The following is a 19,407-nucleotide window of genomic DNA, read 5'->3' as shown; positions in this document are numbered from 1 at the left end:
TTCGGAGTCCTTGCTGTGAAACCCAACACTATTTTGATTTCTTCGGCTTTTGCTTTGTTACTTGTTCAGTACGCGCAGGCGGAGGAAGGCCCCGGGCACGACGCCCAGCGCCTGTCGTTCAGTTACCTGGGGCTGGGTATCGATAGCATGACGTACGAAGAACGTTTGCCGGATTTCTATGGCCGCGAGCTGAAAACCGAGTACTCGAGCTCCGTTCCGGTTCTTCGCACGGGCGTTTACACCTCAATAAGCCATGACTGGGGCTTTGCAATTACGACATTGGCGTCGCTCTACGGCGATAAGGCCGAGGAAGAATGGAACTGGCCCGGCGCAGGCAGCATCCAGACCAATGAGATGGCCATGACGCGTAAGGAATCGAACGTCTTCGGTTTTCGTCAGTTGGGCGGCGGCCATTATCTGACTGCGGGGCTCAACTACAGCCAGTACTCGTTTTCGCGTAATGCTTTTCGCAGCACGCCGGGCACCGAGCTATTCAATGAAGCGGTGTTCGGCGAGTTACCAGCGGAGCAGCAGGAAGAGATGCGGTTGGACCCGGACGCCAACCAGGGCACGATTTCGGAAGATTCTGTGACGGTTAATGTGGCCGTGGGCTACGGCTATGACAACTACTTCAACCTTGAGCAGGAGGGCCTGCGCCTGTTTGGCAGCGTTCTCGTCGGCACGCCTGTCTTCAGACGCGTGACCAATACCCTGCTCGACGGCACGCTGACCGACAGTGTATCCGAGAGTGTGAACGCGACCTTGGTGGCGGGCGCAGGCTGGCAGTTCTCGGCGTCGTTCTCCGTCAACTATGTGTTCGAAGGCACCTATGTGTCGCTGGATAAACTCGAAGGCGACAATGAGCTGGTGCCCGAAGTCACCTTCACGAGCCTGGCCAATAACCTGGTCGCCTACTGGAACTTCTAGGCCCGCCGGCGCGCGGGTCTCTGCTCTTGGTCCTCTTGCGGGTCTGGCTCAGACACATGTCGTGCCAGCACCCGACCTCAAAGCAACGGCCGCAGCCGCGCCACCAACTCGATCTGGCTATGTACATCGCACTTGGCATAGAGGCTTTTCAGCTGCATTCGCACGGTGCCACTGGAGACCTGGCGTCGCTCGGCGATAGTCTCGGGATGGAAGCCGTCGGCCAGCAGCAGGGCGACGGCTGCTTCGGATTCGGTCATGCCGAAGGCGGCTGTCAGCAATTGCCGCGTGGTCTCGCGGCTGTGTTTGTGCTTACGCACCAGTACGAGGGCCCTGGGCCGAAAGTCCAGCGGGCAATCCAGCGTTGGCACCTGAACAATGTCGATAGCCAGCGGGAGGCCGCTGGCTTCGCGCACGACCAGGTGGCGGGAGGTCGAGCGCTGGTTTGCGCCGCGCTGGCTCGCAACCTCATGGATAGCTTCGCTCAGGGGCTGTTGTGCACCGCCATATCGGGTCCGGAGACGACCAGCCTGTAGTTGCAGGGGGCCGATCCCACTCACCAGCATTTCTGCGGATGGCGTCAGACTCTGGACACGTCCCTCGTGGTCACAGATAAAGGCGCTCAGCGCCAACGCTTCAAGGGAGCCGGTCAGCAGCGTAACACCATGGTCCTGCAGCAGTAACTGGGTACGGAAGGCGGTTCTGACGTGCGGCGCAACTGAACTGAACAGCCGGTGCTGGGGCTCTGTGATTTCACCTTCGTGGGCCTGGCGTAGCACCGCCAGGCCCACCATCATGTCGGTTTCCCGGATCAAATTGGTGCCGCAAAAGTGAGCGGTATGGCTCAACGGCAGCACCTCGTTGTAGAACGCATGCCGGGACCTTTGGGCGCGGTCGACAATTGACTCGTCGGTGAGCGTCTGCAGGAGTGGCGCCTCAAGGCCGGCGCCGAGCCGCGGATTAATCTGCGGCAGGCCTCCGCCGGCGGTTTGGAACAGGTGCAGCCACTCGGGGTCCACGCCGGTGACGCAGTCGAAGAAGGGCTCGCTGCCCTCGCTGAAACCAATCAGCTGCGCCGCGCGGGACTGGGTGGAACTGGCCAGGTCAGCGAGGGCTTGCTGCCAGCCGCCCTTCTGAAATGGCGCCGCGTTGAACGTATCAATCAGGTCCAGCAGGGAGGCTTCGGCCATAAACAGTTACCTAATACGCCGCAGGTTTCTCTGTAGCTTTTTGACACAAGTCTAGCGGTATTCACCGAAAAAAGCCTATACCCGGGTAACGCCCTCATGGGGGTATCTGAATGCTGTAGCCATCGCTGCCAAAGCGCGAAATAATGCAGCGCTTTTACAGGGTGGAGGCCGGACGTTCACATCAGCAGGCAGCGAACGGCCCCGAGAACCATCAGACTCACCAGACAGGAGAGAACCATTGAGCAGAAAGTTGATTTCCAGCGGATCGGAATTTGAGGCGAAGATCGGTTATTCACGGGCCGTGGCTGATGGGGACTACGTCTTCGTTTCCGGCACAACCGGTTTCGACTACGACACCATGTCCATCAGCGACAGTGTGGCGGAACAGGCGAACCAGTGCTTCGTCAATATCGAGAAGGCCCTGGCGGAAGCCGGTAGCAATGTCAGTGACATTGTGCGGGTCACCTACATTCTGCCTAACCGGGACGACTTCGAGCCCTGTTGGCCGGTGTTCGCCAAGTGGCTGGGGGATGTCCGGCCTGCGGCAACCGTATTTGAAGCCCGGTTGCTCAATGATGATATGAAAATCGAGATTCAGGTGACGGCGAAGAAGGCCCAGGCTTAAGCACCGCATTCTCTTGGCCCCTGGCTCCGCCGGGGGTTATCCAACCCGCCTTCCGGCGTTAATTGCTCCGACCCGTCCCGTGCGCATCACCCCTCCCATTTCGCTCAAGCTGAACTGGCCGCGCCTCCCTTTAGGGCAATCCTCACTCGTTGAGATCCGTTTGAGCGCACAAAAAAAAGGAGCATCCCGCTAGAGCTGGCTGAATAAGCCTCTTTCGGCGCGTGGCACAGCTTATGCAAAACCTCCCTCAACGGGACGTCCGCTGTGGCGGCCGTCTTTCGTCGTTCCTAATGGAGAGAAGGCATATGCGTGTATTGGGTATTACGTTGGGTGCCGTTCTGGGTGTGCTGGCGGTCGGCGGCGCTCAGGCCGACGATGACTTTGAGCCGGAGGTGCTCACCGTCGAGGAAAGCATCGAGCCCGGGGCCAATCTGTTTCTGCTCGACCAGAGCTGGCAGGGCGCAAGCCGGCTCAATGTGCTGGCGGTCGAAGATCTCGCGCACAAGGGTAACCTGAGCATGGGGCTGGTCGCCCAGATGGCCCTGAGCCGTGATCGCAAAACCGCGTACACCATATCGGCGTACGCCAAGCGCATCACTTACGGCCCGACCGAAGCCGTATTGCAGATCTTCGATGTGGACACCCTGACGCTCAAGAGCGAGGTGATCATCCCCGACAAGATGTCCCAGGTGGCGCCATCCAACGCGGTGCTCCAGCTGTCCGCAGATGACCGCTATGCGTTCATCCAGAACGCCACGCCGGCAACGTCCGTAACCATCGTCGACACCAAAGCCGGGGAGGTGATCGCCGAGGTGCCGACGCCGGGCTGCTTCGGTATCTATCCGGCCCTGGACAGCCAGCGCTTCTCCACCCTGTGTGGTGACGGCACCATGGCCGCCTATGATTTTGAGGCCGATGGTGAGTTCTCCGCGCCGGTGCGCAGCAAGAAGCTGTTTGACCCGGACGAGGACGCGCTGTTCATCATGCCGGAACGGGTCGGCAAAGATCTGGTATTCCCCTCCTTCAAAGGCAACCTCTACCGCATCTCGGATGCCGGCACGCCCAGACTGGTTGATAAATTCTCGCTGACCGAGGGCATCGAAGGCGACTGGGCCCCGGGCGGGGTGGACGTCATGGCGTACAACGCCAGTCACGATGTGATGTTCGTGCTGATGCACCCGGACGCGGAGGAAGGCTCTCACAAGAATGGCGCGGAAGAGCTCTGGGCGGTCGATATGGACGCGCAGGAGGTGCTTTACCGCTCGGCCGTTGGCCACCTGGCCTCCATTGCCGTCACACCGGGTGAAGAACCCGTGCTGTTCGGCATGAGTGAGGAGAGCGAGGTGGTCCGCTATGAGATTGCCCCTGAAGCCCGCTTTGCCGCCAAGCCCACAGCGACATTGGAAGGCGCTGGCGACTGGACCGTCTATGCCATAGCGGGTGGTTAAGCCATGGAACCCTCACTCCTGCAGCTGGCGGCCCTGACCGCCGTCGTTTTCCAGGTACTCCTGTTCCTGCGCGCCGCCTGGCACAAGGCCGGGGACTACGGCCGGTTCTATGGTCTGGTGGCGGACTATCGGCTGGTGCCTGAAGTCCTGCTGGGCACAGTCAGTCGCGGCCTGATTGCCCTGGAGCTGGGTGTGGTTGCGTTGCTGGTTTTCCCGCCACTGGTGTTCTGGGGCGCCCTCGGTGCGACTGGCCTGCTGGGCTTTTACGCCCTGGTCATCGCCATCAGCCTGCTGCGCGGCCGGGAGCAGATCGAGTGTGGCTGTGGCGGCGCGCCGCAGCGGCTGGCCTGGTCGCTGGTGGCTCGCAACCTGCTGCTGATGGCCGTGGCTGTGCTGGCGATGTTTGGCGAGCTTTCCGCAACTCCGCCCACCGCGGTGGCCCTCGCGATAACCGCCGGGTTGCTGGCCTGGAGCCTCTACCTGATCGCCGAACAGATCATCACCAACCTGAATCCGCTGCTGTTGCATCGCAACGCCAGCAAGCCCCTTTAACCTGACGAAGAAGTAGACCTTATGACCCTCCTGACATTTGCAGTATGCGTATTGAGCCTGCTGGTACTGGGGCTGATCGTGGTGGTGTTCGCCATGGCCCGCCAGATCGGCATCCTTTTCGAGCGGATCTCGCCCATCGGCGCCATGGTCAATGACAGCGGGCCGAAACTGGGCGATGTCTCGCCGGCCTTCAACCTCCCCACCCTGACCGGCCGGCCGGTACAGATCGGTGCGGCCTCGAGCAGGAATATGCTGATTTTCTTCCTCTCGCCGACCTGCCCGATCTGTAAGAAGCTGCTGCCGGTGCTGCGCTCTCTGCGTGAGAGTGAGGCACAGCTGGACGTGGTCCTGGCGAGCGACGGGGACGAGGCCCGTCACCGTGAGTTCATCGTCGCCGCCGACCTGGCGTCCTTTCCCTATGTGATCTCGGAGCAACTGGGGGTGACCTATCGCGTGTCGCGCCTGCCGTTTGCGGTACTCCTCGACAACGAGGGCGTGGTCAAGGCAAAGGGCCTGGTCAACAGCCGCGAGCAGTTGGAGAGCCTGTTCACCGCGGTGGAGACCGGGTATGCCTCGGTGCAGGACTTTGCCAGCCGTAACAGTGCTTTTTCCTGAATATCCCTGAGCGCCAAAACCAACTGTCAGAGTGGAGTCGACCTTATGTCCAAGTTATTTGACCGTCTTTTCAATGCTATTGATAAAACTGCTGAAGCCGGTGTGCGCCAGACGGCGCAGCGCCATGGACGCCGGTCGTTCCTGGCCAAGGCGGGTATGGCCATGGTCGGGACCATGGCTCTGCCATTGCTTCCGTTCGACCGCTCACTGGGCGGGCTGGCCCTGGCCGCCACCGCGGGTGACAGCGACGACGAGAACAGCTGCGAGTACTGGCGCCACTGCGCGCTGGACGGCAACCTCTGCAGCACCTCGGGCGGCACGCTGACATCCTGCCCGCCGGGCTCAGAGGCGTCCAAGGTTGCCTGGGTGGGCACCTGTCGTAATCCCAATGACGGCAAGGACTACCTGGTGTCGTACAACGATTGCTGCGGCCGGGCCCAGGTGGCCAGCGCCACTTTCTGTTTCCGCAGCGAGCGCGAACGTCCCGGTTACCGCATGGGCCTGCATAACGACATTAACTGGTGCATGGCCAACACCAACAAGGGCTACCACTGCACGGTCTCGGTTGTGGTCGGTATGGCCGATGCGTGACGGGCTGAAAAGGCCTAGGGGCCTCGGCCGCCTGCTGCCGGCTTTATTGCTGGCGAGCATCCCGCTGCTGGGGCTGGGCAAGACTGCCCACGCAAGCGAAGCACTGTTCGGGGAACACTGCGCGGCGTGCCACGGGACAGAGGCCCAGGGCACGCCGGGGCTGGCGCCACCGCTGGCTTATCCGGCGTTGTGGCAGGGCCTGGGTCAAGACGCGGCAGGTTATCTCGCGGGCGTTGTCAGGCACGGCCTGAGCGGCCGGCTCCAGTCGCAGGGGCAGGTATACAGCGGCCTGGTGATGCCACCGCAGAGCCAACTGACTATTGATGAAATAGCGTCCCTCACCGAATACGTGCTGAAACTCAGCGGTGTTGACCGGGCAGTATCACCAGGCGAGGTGGAGAAGACCCTGTCGGTAGCGCGCTCGCACCGGCAACTGCGCGCGCTACGCCCGACCGCGCTGTGAGCGGTAAGCATTTCCAGTGCAAGACCATGAAACGGACCAGACGAGGTAAGCCATGAATACCCCGCCTATTGCTCTGGCAGTGATCCTTGCGTGCGGCACTGTTGGCTCCCTGCAGGCGGGCGAGCAGCTGTCGCCTGCGGTCAACTACCAGTTGCGCTGTGCCGGCTGTCACGGCCAGAACGGAATGGGCGTGCCTGACGGCGGTATTCCCCCGTTCCCCGGGTTCATTGATGGGTTCCTGGCGACCGAGAAGGGGCGCCTCTACCTGATGCATGTGCCGGGGATTGGCTCTGCTAGCCTGAGTGATGCGGAGATTTCAGGGGTGGTGAACTATGTCGCCAGGCGTTGGGGGGAGCCCGACGCCGCCGTTCAGGCCTTCACGCCTGATGAAGTCAACGTCTTGCGCGCCAAACCGGTCAAAGACGTGGTTGCCTTGCGCCGTGAGGTTGTTGTTGAGATGCGGAAGGCGGGGAAATCCGTACCGGACTACCCCTGGCCTTGAAGCAAGACGTGCTTTTTTACTGACCTTGGGTCTCGTCCAGTAACGAAGGCGAGTCGGGCTCCTCCTCCTCAGAGTCTGCCGGGCTGGCGCTGCTGGGGTCGCCGCGGGGCGCCGCCGGTACCTCGTCTGCATCAAACCCCTCGTCACCGCCGGCCTGTTCGTCACCGCATCCGGCGAGCAGGGCCCCGGATAGCGAGAGGCTGGCGATCAGAAGCGGCGTAATCAGTCTGGCTTTGAGCTCTTTCATAAGCAGTTCCTTTGCTGGGGCAGATGCGCCTTGCTGTTGCGGTCGCGCGCGCACCTGGGTGGCGGATATAGGCAAGTGTGCTTGCGACCATCATAGGAACACAAACGCACGGGAAACAAGCATTGCTCCATGAATAATCGGAGAGCCCGTGGCGATGCCACTCGCGTTGTTCCAAGCCGCTTCAGCCGCCGTGCTCCCGGAAAAACTCCAGTGTCCGCTTGCGTGCGAGTTCCGAGCTTTCCCGGTGGTAGTTGGCCCGGCGGTCGGAGCTGAACCCATGGCCGGCATCGTAGAGATAGACGGGCACATCAGGATGGCGCCCCTGGACCTTCTCAACCCCTTCCAGGGGTATGGTCGGGTCCTGTTTGCCGAAGTGGAGGATGATCGGGCAGCGGGGTGCTTCGTCGACCAGCTTGGGGATCAGGGAGCCGTAGTAGGACGAAGCCGCAGACAGGCCATCACAACGACAGGCTGCGGCCCAGGTGACTGAGCCGCCGTAGCAGTAGCCGGTAATGAACACCGGGCCTTTCTGCTTCAGTTCATCGATACAGGTCTGGGCGTCCGCAATGGACTGATCAAACGGGTGCTCCTCCATGGCCAGCTTTTTCGACCTTTTGATGTCCTCGTCGCTGTAGCTGGCCTCAAGGCCTGGCGCTTCCCGGTCGAACAGGGCAGGCGCCAGCACTTCGTAGCCCTCATCGGCAAGGCTGTCGCACTGTTCCCGGATGTGTTCGGTGACGCCGAAAATCTCCTGGATCAGTACCAGTCCGCCGCGGCGTTCGCCTTTGGGCTGGACGTGATAGACCCCGATACGGGTGCCGTCGCTCATGGTCCGTTGAGCCATTGTTCCCTGGGTTGCCATAGTTCAGTCCTCCTTTCCTCATGCTGTGCTGTGCTTTGCTTCGCTGCGCCGCGAGGTCAGGTGTCAACGCTCAGGCCCGCGCCTTGCCTCGCACGCGTTCGCCCCCGGCCAGCTTCTTCAGCTTGGCGATGGATTCGTTGAATACACGGTTAATCCGGGTCTGGTCGCGGATCATCGCCAGGCGTGGCCAGGTCGCCTGCTCGCCCAGACGGATAAACATTGCGAGGTCGGCCCGGTCCGGATTCGAGAGGACCCTGGGGTAGAGTGCCGGCCGCACCGGGAAATGAATATTGATATCGCCGAGGTAGGTCTGGCTCGCCATGGCATGGGCCTGTTCCAGATAAGGCCGCATGTATTTGCCGACCCCATCCCGGGGGGTGAGCTTGAGCGTGGTGGCGAGATGGCCGCGCATGAAAGAGACCGCCGCCTGTTTAACCGATGCCCTGACACCCCGCTGGTGCGGGTGGCTGATAAAGGGGACCACGTGGGGGTTGGCCTGGCTGACAATGGTTTTGTTGACGTTGTGCAGACGCGCCATGCGCATGAGTGGCAGGTCCCCATGGACACTGCCGTCCAGCCAGCGTTCTGTGGGCATATAGGGCACCTGGGCACCGGCGCCGGCTTCGCGGTCCCGGGCCTGGAGCGTAACTGACGGATAAATGGCCGGGACCGCGCAGGAGGCCAGCACGGCGTAGTCTATGAGCACCTCCGGCGAGGCCAGCTCGTTAAGCAGCCGCGGCTTCTGGCGGGTCCGTGTCGGCGAAACCGATATGTTGAGCATGCGGCCGCTGTGCTGGAAGGCTTCGCGAAAGCTCAGGCTGCCAATGTTGGCGCGGATATGCTCGTGCAACTGCTCCGGGTCCATGACATGGCGCCTTGCCAGGGCTTCGCCCAGGCCCAGCCATTCGAAGGCGTCGAGATGAATGCTGGCGGGGTTGGTGAAGAATTCCTTGAGCTCTGCCTCATTGCGACTGCAAATGCCGCCCGCGACGATGGCACCCATGCTGGAGCCGGCGATAACCCGGGGCAGCAGGTCCGCCTGCCAGAGCGCCCGCGTCACGCCCAGGTGGTAGATACCGAAAGCGGCACCACCGCTGAGCATCAGGGCAGGGCGGCCGTATACCTGCTCGGCGTTACGGAAGAGGTTGAGTTTTTCCTCGAGGGAAACACCAGGCAGGTCATGGTCGCAGACGAAGCGCATCGACTGCTCGACCTCGTCCAGGAACTCCGTCACCAGGTATTTGGTGCCGGTGCGGGCGACGCTGTAAAGCTCGGGATTGGATAGTTCGCCGAGGTGGCGGTAGAGGCTTTCCTGCAGCACCCGGGCCAGGGCCCGGGTATCGCCGCGCATGCGCTGGCGATGCATGTTGTTGATGTGTTCGCGCAGGAGGCTCTCATGGAGCAGGTCGGTGCCCGCTTCAGTCCGCCAGTCGAGCAGCCCCTCGGCTTCATCGAGTTGTTCCGCAGCGGTATACCATTGCGAGTAGGTCTCAGCGTTCTCAAGCTGAGCGCGCAGTTCTTTCTGGTGCCTGGCTTTGATTCTCATGGGGTTGAGGATAACGTAGATAGGCGCGCCAATGGGAGTGGATTGAGCCCGTCAATCAAAGGTCGTAATTGTATAAAGGACAGAATACTGGAGCATAGTAGCCATGACGAAACGCCTGCCCCGCGTCTATCTCGCCGGCCCCGAAGTGTTCTTTCCCGAGTCGGTTCGCGCATCCCTTGATGAGCGTAAAAAACGCATACTCGGAGATGTCGGGCTTGAGGGCGTATCGCCGTTCGACAACGCGCTCGACCTGGCCGGCGCGCGTGAGCCTGCCCAGTTGATCTACGACGCCAACCGCGAACTCATGGACAAGGCCGATGGCCTGATCGCTAACCTCACACCGTTCCGGGGACCCAGCGCAGACGCCGGCACAATCTACGAACTGGGGTATATGATCGGGCGGGATAAGCCGACAGTAGGGTTTTCGGTCTGCGCGACGCCCTATAACGAGCGGGTTTCGCGGCACTCGACGGTCTGCGCGAATGGTGCAGACATTGAGGCATTCGGCTTAGCCGACAACCTCATGCTGGATTATGGTCTGGTCCGGGCTGGCGGCAAGTTCTTTACCGGCGCAACCGCCTACCCGCCGGGCGGTTTCCCACCCGAGGCGTATTTTGAAGAGCCGGTGTTCGTCGCCGCCGCCCGCTACCTGGCACAGCTGCTGCGCGAACACCCCTGAGCCCCGTCAGGCGATCTGTAAAAGGCGCAGCAGTTGTGGTTTGTGCCGGTCAGGCAGCATGTCGGCAAGGGTGTAACTGTCGAGCGTATCCATGAAGGCCTGGAGCGCCTCGGAGAAGATGTTCTTGAGGTCACACACCGGCGTGATCTTGCACCGGTTATGGGACGAGAAGCACTCGACTAGCGCCAGATCTGGCTCGGTCTCCCGTATCAGCACGCCGATGGTTATATCTTCGGGCCGGCGATGCAGCCGAAGCCCGCCATTCTTGCCCCGGACACTCTCGATGTAACCCTTCAGATTGAGTTGGTGCACAACCTTCATCAGGTGGTTCTTGGAGATCTCGTAGCTGTCAGCGATTTCCTGGATAGTCGCCAGGCGTTCCCCATGTACCGCCAGATAGATCAGCACCCGCAGGGAATAGTCTGTGTACCGCGTGATATGCATGCAGAACTCCACGATAAAGGCGCTTGCAGGCGCTATGCCTGCCTAAACCGACACTTTTAAAACGACATTATGGTTCGCTGGGGCCGGTGCTCGAGCGGTTGATTCTCTTACCTTCCGCTCGCCCTTCCGAGCCTCGGCTTTTTCGGGGCTCGGAAGGTACGCGAATTAGCCGCACGGGGCACTAGATTATGGGACGTCCCAGCGCTTTAAGCGAGGCCAGGCGTGCAATGTAGGACACCTTAATGCCGATCGCGAAAAGCATGGTGCTTATATGAGCGGCCACCTGGACGGACATACTCAGCGAATCGGCCAAGGGATAGGCCATGACGAGGCTGGCAAGCAGCCCGGCAATGAATCCGAAGAATGCGATGTTGGACCAAGTCAGCAGCTTTTCCATAGACCCTTCCCCATAAGCAATAAATAAAATGCATGTTTAGGTTAGCCCAGCCGAGGTCCTGGCGCAAGTGCCGCTTTCGCGCGCTGCTGGGGCCGGGTTCCACGAGGTGTACCTCTCTGGGGGTAAAGACTAGGGCAGCCTTCCCTCTTAGAATAAACAAGCCTAACCGCAACAGCTTTTTCCTGGCCGTTCGCCTTTACAGCAGGAACAAGATTAAAAAACGTTGAACAAGTATGAAAAATATATGTTAATAAAAAGCGGAGCTACAGAAACCTCAAGCCGCGCTGCTGGAAGGAGAGACACGGCATGACACCCTTGAAAAAACCTGACAAACAGCCCGCCCCGTCAGCGGAACTCGACCTGGATCGCTGGCGCACAAGCACGTTCGAAGCTTTGGTGGAACACATCCTCTCGCGTTACCACGACAGCCACCGTGAGCAGCTGCCCGAACTGGTGCGTCTCGCTCAGCGAGTGGAGCGCGTACACGGCAATAACCCCCATGCGCCGGCTGGCCTTTCCGCGGTGCTCGAATCTATTCAGGAAGACCTTGAAGCCCACATGCACAAAGAGGAAACCATCCTCTTTCCCATGATTGTGCGGGGCGTCATCGGCATGGCCTACCACCCGGTAGAGGTGATGCGCGGTGAGCACGACCGCCAGACCGCCGCCCTGGCGGAGATTGACCGACTGACCCGCAACCTGACCCTGCCTGAAGGGGCCTGCAGAACCTGGACAGCGTTATACCAGGGGCTCGGCGAACTGAAGACTGATCTGTTTGACCACATTGAGCTGGAGAACGGGGTGCTATTCGCCCGTGTCGAAGGTTCCCAAGGAGAAGCACACCATGGCTAACTACCGCCGTCTCTGGCTGATACTCATTGCCATTCTCGGTATTACCTTTACGCTCCTGGGGTACTTCGGATTCGAAGTCTACCGGGAAGCGCCACCTATCCCTGATTACGTGGTGACTGAAGACGGGCGCCAGCTCATGACCGAAGAGACTATTCTCGACGGGCAGACAGCCTGGCAATCGGTAGGCGGGATGCAACTGGGTTCCATCTGGGGCCACGGCGCCTACCAGGCACCGGACTGGACGGCCGATTGGCTGCACCGGGAACTGGTCACCTGGATGGAACTGGCCTCAATGGAGACATACGGCCTGCCCTTCGCCGAGCTCAACGGCCGGCAACAGAACGCGGTCGAATACGAGCTGAAAGAAGCCTACCGCACCAATACTTACGACGCTGCGACCGGAACCCTGACCGTTTCCGCTATGCGCGCAGAGGCTATGGCGCAGACCGCAGAATACTACGCCCGGCTGTTCGGTAATGATCTGGAGCTGCAACCGACTCGCGAAAACTACGCGATGAAGGAAAACACCCTGCCAAGCGCCGAGCGTCGCGAGAAACTGACCCAGTTCTTCTTCTGGACTGCGTGGGCGGCTTCCACCGAAAGACCGGGTAAATCCGCTACCTATACCAATAACTGGCCGCATGAGCCGTTGATTGACAACGTGCCCACCGCTGAAAACATCATGTGGTCAATCATCAGCGTGATCCTGCTGATCGCCGGTGTTGGCGGGCTGGTCTGGGCCTGGAGCTTCCTGCGCAAGCACGATGAGTCCGACCCTGCCGCACCGGCCAAAGACCCGATCTCAACCGTCGCCCTGACACCGTCACAGCGTTCACTCGGCAAATACCTGGTACTGGTCGTCGGCCTGTTCGTTTTCCAGGTCATGATCGGCGGTCTGACCGCGCACTACACGGTTGAAGGCCAGGGCTTCTATGGCTTCGAGCTGTCCCAGTGGATCCCATACTCACTGGCACGCACCTGGCACATTCAGGCAGCCATGTTCTGGATCGCGACCGGCTTCCTCGCCGCTGGCCTGTTCCTGGCGCCGATCATCAACGGCGGCAAAGACCCCAAGTACCAGAAGCTGGGCGTAGATATCCTGTTCTGGGCGCTGGTTGTGGTCTGTGTGGGTTCCTTTATCGGCAACTACCTGGCTATTGCGCAGGTCATGCCTGAGCACCTGAGCTTCTGGCTCGGCCATCAGGGATACGAGTTCGTTGACCTGGGTCGCCTCTGGCAGATCGGCAAGTTTGTTGGCATCGTCTTCTGGCTGGTCCTGATGCTGCGTGGCATGGTGCCCGCCCTGCGTCAGCCCGGTGATCGCCATCTACTGGCTCTGCTGACGGCTTCGGTTATCGCCATCGGCCTGTTCTACGGTGCCGGCTTCTTCTACGGCGAGCGTACCCACATCTCTGTAATGGAATACTGGCGCTGGTGGATCGTGCATCTGTGGGTAGAAGGGTTCTTCGAAGTCTTTGCCACCACTGCACTGGCGTTCATCTTCTGCAGTATGGGCCTGGTCTCACGGACTATCGCGACCTCTGCCAGCCTGGCGTCAGCCTCGCTGTTCATGCTCGGCGGTGTACCGGGGACGTTCCACCACCTGTACTTCTCAGGCACCACCACTCCGGTCATGGCCGTTGGCGCAGCCTTCAGCGCACTGGAAGTAGTACCGCTGGTAGTACTGGGCTACGAAGCCTGGGAAAACTGGAGCCTGAAAAACCGTGCGTCCTGGATGGAAAACATCCGCTGGCCGCTGATGTTCTTCGTCGCGGTTGCCTTCTGGAACATGCTGGGTGCGGGCGTACTGGGCTTCATGATCAACCCGCCCATCGCGCTGTACTACATCCAGGGCCTGAACACCACGCCGACCCACGCGCACGCAGCTTTGTTCGGGGTGTATGGCTTCCTGGCACTGGGCTTCTGCCTGCTGATCCTGCGCTACATCAAGCCCAAGCTGGTGTTTGATGAGAAGCTGATGAAAGTGGCGTTCTGGTGGCTCAACGCGGGTCTGGTACTGATGCTGTTCACCAGTCTCCTGCCGGTCGGTTTCATCCAGTTCTTTGCCAGCGCCAGTGAAGGTCTGTGGTACGCCCGTAGCGAAGCCTTCATGCAGAGCGACATCCTGCAGACCCTGCGCTGGGTGCGCACCTTCGGCGACGTAGTCTTCATCGTCGGCGCCCTGGCCGTAGCCTGGCAGATCTGCAAGGGCGTGTTCTCACGCGACGGCGGTCTCTCAGCCAATGAGCAGGACGAACCCGCTCAGGTTGCAACCAAAGTAGCGTAACGCTGAAAAGCTGGGGGGCAACCTCAGCAAGTAATAAGCTAAGCAGTAAACAAAGCAGTAAACAAAGCAGTAAACGAAGCAGTAAACAAAGCAGTAACAGACCGGGGATGAGGAAACTCATCTCCGGTTTTTTTTGGGCCATCAGCGTGCCGTTCGCCCAGCCGTACCTCGAACATTTGGTCGGATCCTGCCACAATCCGGGCATGCGCATTCCACAACCCCGCCCTGACACCCCCCTGCGTGACCGCTTTGGCCGTACGGTCGACTACGTGCGCCTGTCTGTTACCGACCGTTGTGACTTCCGCTGCGTGTATTGCATGACCGAAGACATGAGCTTCCTGCCCCGCGAACAGATCATGACGCTGGAGGAGATCGCCCGCTTGGCGCGCAACTTTGTAGCGCTCGGCACCCGCAAGATCCGCCTGACCGGCGGCGAGCCGCTGGTCCGGAGGAACATCCTGGAACTGGTGGAAGAGATAGGGTCGTTAGGGCTGGCGGACTTCGCGATGACCACCAACGGCAGTCGCTTGGACAAGTTCGCTGAGCCGCTGCGGGCGGCAGGGCTACACCGGCTCAATATCAGCCTGGACTCCCTTGATCCGGCGCGTTTCCGGCGCATCACCCGTACCGGGGAGCTGAGCCGTGTGCTTGAAGGTATTGACGCGGCTCGCGCAGCCGGATTCCGCGGTATCAAACTGAATACCGTAGTCATGAAGGGCCGGAATGACGATGAGATACCCGAACTTGTCGCCTTCGCCCGGGACAAGCAGGTTGATATCAGCTTTATCGAGGAGATGCCGCTAGGGGTCATTACAGAGCACGACCGCGGCGAAAGCTTCTGCAGCAGCGAAGAGGTTAGGCGCATTATCGGGCAGCGGCACGAACTGGTGCCATCAACTGCCGATAGCGGCGGCCCGGCGCGTTACTACCGCATGCCGGACAGTCAGATCAAGGTCGGTTTTATCTCTCCCCATTCCCACAACTTCTGCGCGAGCTGCAACCGCGTGCGCGTCACCGTTGAGGGCAGGTTGCTGCTTTGTCTGGGCAATGAACATTCGGTGGACATGCTGCGGGTGCTGAGGTCACACCCGGCCGATGACGCCAGGGTGCAGGCGGCCATTATTGCTGCCATGGATCTCAAACCCGAGCGCCATCACTTCAGCCGTGATGGGGATGTGCAGGTGCTGCGTTTTATGAATATGACCGGCGGCTGAACCGGTAGAAAGCTCGAGAAGTCCGCGGCCTGCTCAGGGCAGTAGTTGCACCGGTAACAGGTGTCCTTGCGGTCAAACACTGCCTCGTAAACCTCTGCCCAGTAAACCTCTGCTCTAGCGACTCAATTGCATCAGGCGACCCGGATCGGGGATAACCAGCTTATTGCGGTTGACGCGCACCAGGCCACTGCCTTTCAGGTCGTTCAGCAGGCGTGAGAAGGTCTCCGGTTGCATGGCCAGGCGGGAGGCCACCAGGCATTTGGGCAGAGGCAGCTCCACTTCCCCATTGAGCTTGACGCCGTCTGGCAGGAGATCCAGCAGGTAACGCACCAGCCGGTCCCGGGCATTCTGGACCGTCATGATCTCCAGGTCGTGAAAGCGTGACACCGCGCGGGCGGCAAAGTGCGCCAGGGCGTTCTCGGCGTAGTCCGGGCGGCGCCGGATAATTTCCCGGTAGGCCTGGATCGGGATCATCAGCACTTCGCTGCGCTTGAGCGACTCGGCATAGCAGGCGTAGCGGGCCGGCTTGGCGTAGATCATGACTTCGGCGAAGCAATCGCCCGGGTTAAGGCTGTCCAGAGTACGTTCGAAGCCGGAGAAGTCGAGGCGGTAGAGACGCAGCCGACCAGACAGCACGAAGTAGAAGTGTTGCGCATCGCTGTCCTGGCGGTACAGCAGCTCGTGGTTGCTCAGGCTCACGCGACGCATCTGCTGGCTGATACGGTCGAAGTCCTCCGCCTCGAAGGTATTGAACAACGCGTGTCCGCGGATCATCTCCAGGCTGGAGTCGATCAGGTCGTGCGTCAGCGCGTCGGTCATCAGGTGCGCGGCGGTGGAGCTCACTACGTGCGATACGTTCATCGCGTTCCCCTTAAAGTTGTGCGGCAAGGAAGGCCTTGGCCGGGCAGCACGCCGGGACGGGCTTCGTCCCGGCTTAACGGCTAACCGGCTGTCATTCAGCTTCTATGCTTATGGTACGGCCCGAACTGCCGCGTCGCGCTCCCCCGTTGGGGGTAGATCGACGGATGAGAGGGGGTAGAACCGATTTTCGTCAAGGATTTGCAACGCAGCATCGGCTATGGACGTGGCCCGTCACAGCTTTGCCGTGCGGTGATCCTGAAGAGGCTTCCCGGCGGCAGCGCAGGCAGAGTTGCGCAGCGTCTCTGACTTGGTCAGAACTTCCGATTTTGTCAGCACCAGCAGCAGCACCAGCGCCAGCAGGGTAATGGCGATGTGCGCCACCGGCGCAAGCTGGCGTTCGTAGGCGGACTGCACCAGTGGCACGACCAGATAGGTAAACAGAACACCCAGCATGCCGCTCGTGTAGCAGGTCAGACTCAGCCCCAGCCGCCGTCGCGGGCTGTGGCTGGCCACATACTGCAAGCCAGCGCCGAACAGGCCGCCGGCGAGGGAAAAGCCGATGCCGGTCAGGATGAGCCCAGGGGGCTGTCCTGCCTGAAGTACCGCAACCAGCGCGACCACGAGACCGGCTAAGCAGCCGGCGATAACCCTGCGGCCGCCAAGCCTGCGTGCCAGTCCGCCCATGGCCACGGCGGCAACGGAGCCCAGCAACACAGGGATCGCCAGTAGCAGGGCGAAAGGGTACTCGTAGAGTGCCAGCGTCGGATCCAGCTGGTCACTCAGCATGGCGAACAGGGTCCAGCTGGCGGAAGCGGTAAACAACGCGACGGTCGACAGCGGCAGCACCACGAGCAGCGGGCTCGGCACGCCTGCTCCGTTGAGAGGCTGATCGGCTTTCATGCGGTTTGCCCAGATAATGTCAGGAGACACAGTTTTCCCCGGTGGAGCCGTTCAGGTCAACGAACCTGTGGTGGGAGACCACCAAGGTGGTAGTCGTATCCCAGGAGGGGTAGTTGGTGGCTTGTTGGCGGGTAGTTGGCGGCTAGTTAGATGGCGGTCGGCTGGTTTTTGAGCAGCGGGTCTGGCACCGGATTAATCACCGTATTGCCCAGAAACTGACTGAGGTACTCGCCGTCGCCGCTTAACTGCTACCATCAATCTCTGCTGATACTGCGCCAATGGCGCGCGAGGAGCCGGAACCCTACTATGTTTTTTCTACAGGACTCTCTGATCCGTCGCATGGGCCTGATGCTGGCCGCGATCAGTCTGGTCGCCCTGGTCAATATCGGCCTTTCTTTTACGGTGTCCCAGAGCATTGAAGGCAGCGCAACTGCGATCAATATGGCGGGCTCCCTGCGCAAGCAACTCTATTTCTCGCTGGCGCAGTGGCACCAGGCCCGCAGCGAATCAGGCGTTGATAATCAAGCTGCACGTATTGCAGCACTGGACCAGTTTGACCAGCGCCTCGCACACAATGAGCTGTTGGCGATGATACCGGATAGCCTCGAGCATCCGACCGCGCGGCAATACGCAACGATCGTCACGGCCTGGCGAACGGATATCCGGCCCATGCTTGCACGTCCGGCCCAGGGGCTCGATCCCGAAGCCGTCAATGCGGCGGTGGCGGACCTTACTGTTGAGCTGGAGTCGCTGGTTGCGTTGCTGGAGGAGCGCACAGAGTCCCGCATCCAGCTGATGAATCTGGTGCAGGGCGTCAGCCTCGTTTTCACGGTGTTGGCGATCGCGCTCATGCTCTACGATATCCGCAATAATATCGTGCGGCCGCTCAGGCGGCTTCTGGGGGTAGCGCGGGCGGTCGCAAAGGGCGACTTCAGCCAGAACTCAGGCCTTACGGGAACCGATGAGCTCAACAAATTGGGCCAGGCCCTCGACCAGATGACAGAAGCGCTAGAGGCCAGTTACCAGGGGCTGGAGAACCGGGTCGAACAGAAAACCCGGGAACTGGCACGGAGTCACTCTGTGCTGGAGCTTCTCCACGGCGCCAGCCGTTCGCTGTACAGTAACGGCGACCTCTGCGAAGCGTCGGTGCCTCTGCTGCAGCAGATGGAAGATCTCCTCGGTATTGGCCCGATCAAACTGTACCTGCACGATCGCAACGCACCGGAACCCGTCGAAGTCGTGACCACCGCGAGCAAAGACCGGCCGTTCTACTGCCGTGACCATAGCTGCAACGCCTGCCTGATCACGCCACAGGCTTTTGAGGCCCTGCCGAACAAAGATGCTGATGGCAAGCGGCTGCTGTTGCCTATCCGGACTGCTAGCCACCTGCTGGGCACGCTGGAGGTCTGGTATCCCAGGGACCAGACCCTGCCGGACACTTCCCGCCGTTTGCTGGAAACACTCAGCGACCAACTGGCAACGGCCGTCTTCCTGCAGCGCCAGATCACCGAGCAGCAGCGCCTGACCCTGGCTGAAGAGCGTGCTGTTATCGCCCGCGAGCTGCATGATTCGCTGGCCCAGTCCCTGTCTTATCTCAAGATCCAGGTGGCGCGGCTGCGCAAGCTGGAACAGAAAGATCCCGGCAACGTACCCCGTGCTGAAGTCCTGGACGAACTGAGCACCGGGCTGAACAGTGCTTACCGCCAGTTACGCGAATTGCTGACAACCTTCCGGCTGAAACTGGACACCCCGGACCTGGGCAGTGCATTGCGCGAGACGGTGGCAGAGTTTGGCGAGCGCTTTCCCAGGCCGGTCAGCCTGGTATTTGACCTGCCGCCGCAATTGCTCACGGCGAATGAAGAAATACACGTGCTGCAGATTGTGCGCGAAGCGCTTTCCAATGCGGTGAAGCATTCGGAAGCCGACAGCGTAGAGGTTTCGGTTCAGTTCCGTTCGCCCCGTGTCTGGATTCAGATCGCCGATAACGGCCGTGGTCTGCCCGAAGGCGATCAGCCACCCCAGCATTACGGGCTTATTATCATGCAGGATCGGGCGCGCACCTTGGGCGGGGAGATCAGTGTCGGCAACCGTGAGGGCGGCGGCGTCGCTGTCACCCTTTCGTTCCTGCCGGTCAACCGCAACCTGATCGCCACGCAGGTGTCAGCCTGATCCGCTTTGTCCTGATTAAGATTTCAGACGACGGCTATT

General features: G+C 60.7%; 21 protein-coding genes. 13 read left to right on the top strand and 8 right to left on the bottom strand.

Annotated features, from left to right (window positions below; genetic code table 11):
- The first annotated feature begins 15 nt into the window (after window positions 1-15).
- Window positions 16-927: a hypothetical protein gene (locus tag soil367_RS17500; protein WP_136550307.1), complete on the top strand. Its 912-nt coding sequence runs from the start codon at window positions 16-18 to the stop codon at window positions 925-927.
- Between the two features lie 77 nt (window positions 928-1,004).
- Here soil367_RS17500 and soil367_RS17495 read toward each other — a convergent pair whose 3' ends face one another.
- The gene (locus tag soil367_RS17495; protein ID WP_136550306.1) at window positions 1,005-2,114 is read right to left on the bottom strand and encodes a helix-turn-helix transcriptional regulator; all 1,110 of its coding nucleotides are present in this window, start codon (window positions 2,112-2,114) and stop codon (window positions 1,005-1,007) included.
- A gap of 238 nt (window positions 2,115-2,352) precedes the next feature.
- Here soil367_RS17495 and soil367_RS17490 point away from each other — a divergent pair, with 238 nt between their 5' ends.
- The 7 genes from soil367_RS17490 to soil367_RS17460 all read left to right on the top strand — a co-directional run bounded on the left by soil367_RS17490 (window position 2,353) and on the right by soil367_RS17460 (window position 6,910).
- Entirely contained in the window at window positions 2,353-2,739 is a 387-nt protein-coding gene (locus soil367_RS17490) for a RidA family protein (RefSeq protein WP_136550305.1), read from the top strand.
- A gap of 305 nt (window positions 2,740-3,044) precedes the next feature.
- Window positions 3,045-4,187, top strand: coding sequence for an amine dehydrogenase large subunit (locus soil367_RS17485; RefSeq protein ID WP_172962382.1), 1,143 nt, complete (start codon window positions 3,045-3,047; stop codon window positions 4,185-4,187).
- 3 nt (window positions 4,188-4,190) lie between these two features.
- Window positions 4,191-4,739 (top strand): MauE/DoxX family redox-associated membrane protein, encoded by a 549-nt coding sequence (locus tag soil367_RS17480; RefSeq protein ID WP_136550303.1) that lies wholly within the window; start codon window positions 4,191-4,193, stop codon window positions 4,737-4,739.
- Between the two features lie 21 nt (window positions 4,740-4,760).
- Entirely contained in the window at window positions 4,761-5,354 is a 594-nt protein-coding gene (mauD, locus tag soil367_RS17475) for a methylamine dehydrogenase accessory protein MauD (RefSeq protein WP_136550302.1), read from the top strand.
- A gap of 45 nt (window positions 5,355-5,399) precedes the next feature.
- The gene (locus soil367_RS17470; RefSeq protein WP_136550301.1) at window positions 5,400-5,945 is read left to right on the top strand and encodes a methylamine dehydrogenase light chain; all 546 of its coding nucleotides are present in this window, start codon (window positions 5,400-5,402) and stop codon (window positions 5,943-5,945) included.
- On the top strand, window positions 5,938-6,408 hold the full coding sequence (locus tag soil367_RS17465; RefSeq protein ID WP_136550300.1) for a c-type cytochrome: 471 nt from the start codon (window positions 5,938-5,940) through the stop codon (window positions 6,406-6,408). The genes soil367_RS17470 and soil367_RS17465 overlap by 8 nt, the downstream gene beginning before the upstream one ends.
- A 52-nt stretch (window positions 6,409-6,460) precedes the next feature.
- Window positions 6,461-6,910 (top strand): c-type cytochrome, encoded by a 450-nt coding sequence (locus soil367_RS17460; RefSeq protein ID WP_136550299.1) that lies wholly within the window; start codon window positions 6,461-6,463, stop codon window positions 6,908-6,910.
- A 16-nt stretch (window positions 6,911-6,926) separates the two neighbouring features.
- Here soil367_RS17460 and soil367_RS17455 read toward each other — a convergent pair whose 3' ends face one another.
- From soil367_RS17455 to soil367_RS17445, 3 genes are all read right to left on the bottom strand, one after another.
- Window positions 6,927-7,157 (bottom strand): hypothetical protein, encoded by a 231-nt coding sequence (locus soil367_RS17455; RefSeq protein WP_136550298.1) that lies wholly within the window; start codon window positions 7,155-7,157, stop codon window positions 6,927-6,929.
- Window positions 7,158-7,338: 181 nt separating this feature from the next.
- The gene (locus soil367_RS17450) at window positions 7,339-8,019 is read right to left on the bottom strand and encodes a dienelactone hydrolase family protein (RefSeq protein WP_136550297.1); all 681 of its coding nucleotides are present in this window, start codon (window positions 8,017-8,019) and stop codon (window positions 7,339-7,341) included.
- A gap of 70 nt (window positions 8,020-8,089) precedes the next feature.
- Window positions 8,090-9,565 (bottom strand): patatin-like phospholipase family protein, encoded by a 1,476-nt coding sequence (locus soil367_RS17445; RefSeq protein ID WP_136550296.1) that lies wholly within the window; start codon window positions 9,563-9,565, stop codon window positions 8,090-8,092.
- 103 nt (window positions 9,566-9,668) lie between these two features.
- On the opposite strand from soil367_RS17445, the gene soil367_RS17440 reads away from it, so the two are divergent.
- Window positions 9,669-10,244, top strand: coding sequence for a nucleoside 2-deoxyribosyltransferase (locus tag soil367_RS17440; RefSeq protein WP_136550295.1), 576 nt, complete (start codon window positions 9,669-9,671; stop codon window positions 10,242-10,244).
- Between the two features lie 6 nt (window positions 10,245-10,250).
- Here the strand turns inward: soil367_RS17440 and soil367_RS17435 are convergent, their stop codons facing one another.
- Both soil367_RS17435 and soil367_RS17430 read right to left on the bottom strand, forming a co-directional pair.
- Entirely contained in the window at window positions 10,251-10,688 is a 438-nt protein-coding gene (locus tag soil367_RS17435; RefSeq protein WP_136550294.1) for an RrF2 family transcriptional regulator, read from the bottom strand.
- Window positions 10,689-10,869: 181 nt separating this feature from the next.
- Window positions 10,870-11,085, bottom strand: coding sequence for a hypothetical protein (locus soil367_RS17430; protein ID WP_136550293.1), 216 nt, complete (start codon window positions 11,083-11,085; stop codon window positions 10,870-10,872).
- A 306-nt stretch (window positions 11,086-11,391) separates the two neighbouring features.
- On the opposite strand from soil367_RS17430, the gene soil367_RS17425 reads away from it, so the two are divergent.
- The 3 genes from soil367_RS17425 (at window position 11,392) to moaA (ending at window position 15,438) form a co-directional block, all read left to right on the top strand.
- Complete coding sequence (locus soil367_RS17425) at window positions 11,392-11,937, top strand: hemerythrin domain-containing protein (protein ID WP_136550292.1); 546 nt, start codon at window positions 11,392-11,394, stop codon at window positions 11,935-11,937.
- Complete coding sequence (locus tag soil367_RS17420; RefSeq protein WP_136550291.1) at window positions 11,930-14,224, top strand: nitric-oxide reductase large subunit; 2,295 nt, start codon at window positions 11,930-11,932, stop codon at window positions 14,222-14,224. The genes soil367_RS17425 and soil367_RS17420 overlap by 8 nt, the downstream gene beginning before the upstream one ends.
- Before the next feature lie 203 nt (window positions 14,225-14,427).
- Window positions 14,428-15,438 carry a GTP 3',8-cyclase MoaA gene (gene moaA / locus soil367_RS17415; RefSeq protein ID WP_136550708.1) on the top strand — a complete coding sequence of 337 codons (1,011 nt, stop codon included), beginning with the start codon at window positions 14,428-14,430 and terminating at the stop codon, window positions 15,436-15,438.
- Window positions 15,439-15,552: 114 nt separating this feature from the next.
- Here moaA and soil367_RS17410 read toward each other — a convergent pair whose 3' ends face one another.
- Together soil367_RS17410 and soil367_RS17405 are read right to left on the bottom strand one after the other, a co-directional pair.
- Window positions 15,553-16,299, bottom strand: a complete 747-nt coding sequence (locus soil367_RS17410; RefSeq protein ID WP_136550290.1) for a Crp/Fnr family transcriptional regulator — start codon at window positions 16,297-16,299, stop codon at window positions 15,553-15,555.
- 231 nt (window positions 16,300-16,530) lie between these two features.
- Window positions 16,531-17,229 (bottom strand): MFS transporter, encoded by a 699-nt coding sequence (locus soil367_RS17405; protein WP_136550289.1) that lies wholly within the window; start codon window positions 17,227-17,229, stop codon window positions 16,531-16,533.
- 276 nt (window positions 17,230-17,505) lie between these two features.
- Here soil367_RS17405 and soil367_RS17400 point away from each other — a divergent pair, with 276 nt between their 5' ends.
- On the top strand, window positions 17,506-19,368 hold the full coding sequence (locus soil367_RS17400; protein WP_136550288.1) for an ATP-binding protein: 1,863 nt from the start codon (window positions 17,506-17,508) through the stop codon (window positions 19,366-19,368).
- Window positions 19,369-19,407 lie beyond the last annotated feature (39 nt).

This window comes from Hydrocarboniclastica marina (genome assembly GCF_004851605.1).
GTDB lineage: Bacteria > Pseudomonadota > Gammaproteobacteria > Pseudomonadales > Oleiphilaceae > Hydrocarboniclastica > Hydrocarboniclastica marina.
Note: the sequence above shows the minus strand (reverse complement) of the source record. Positions and strands in the feature narration are given on the sequence as shown.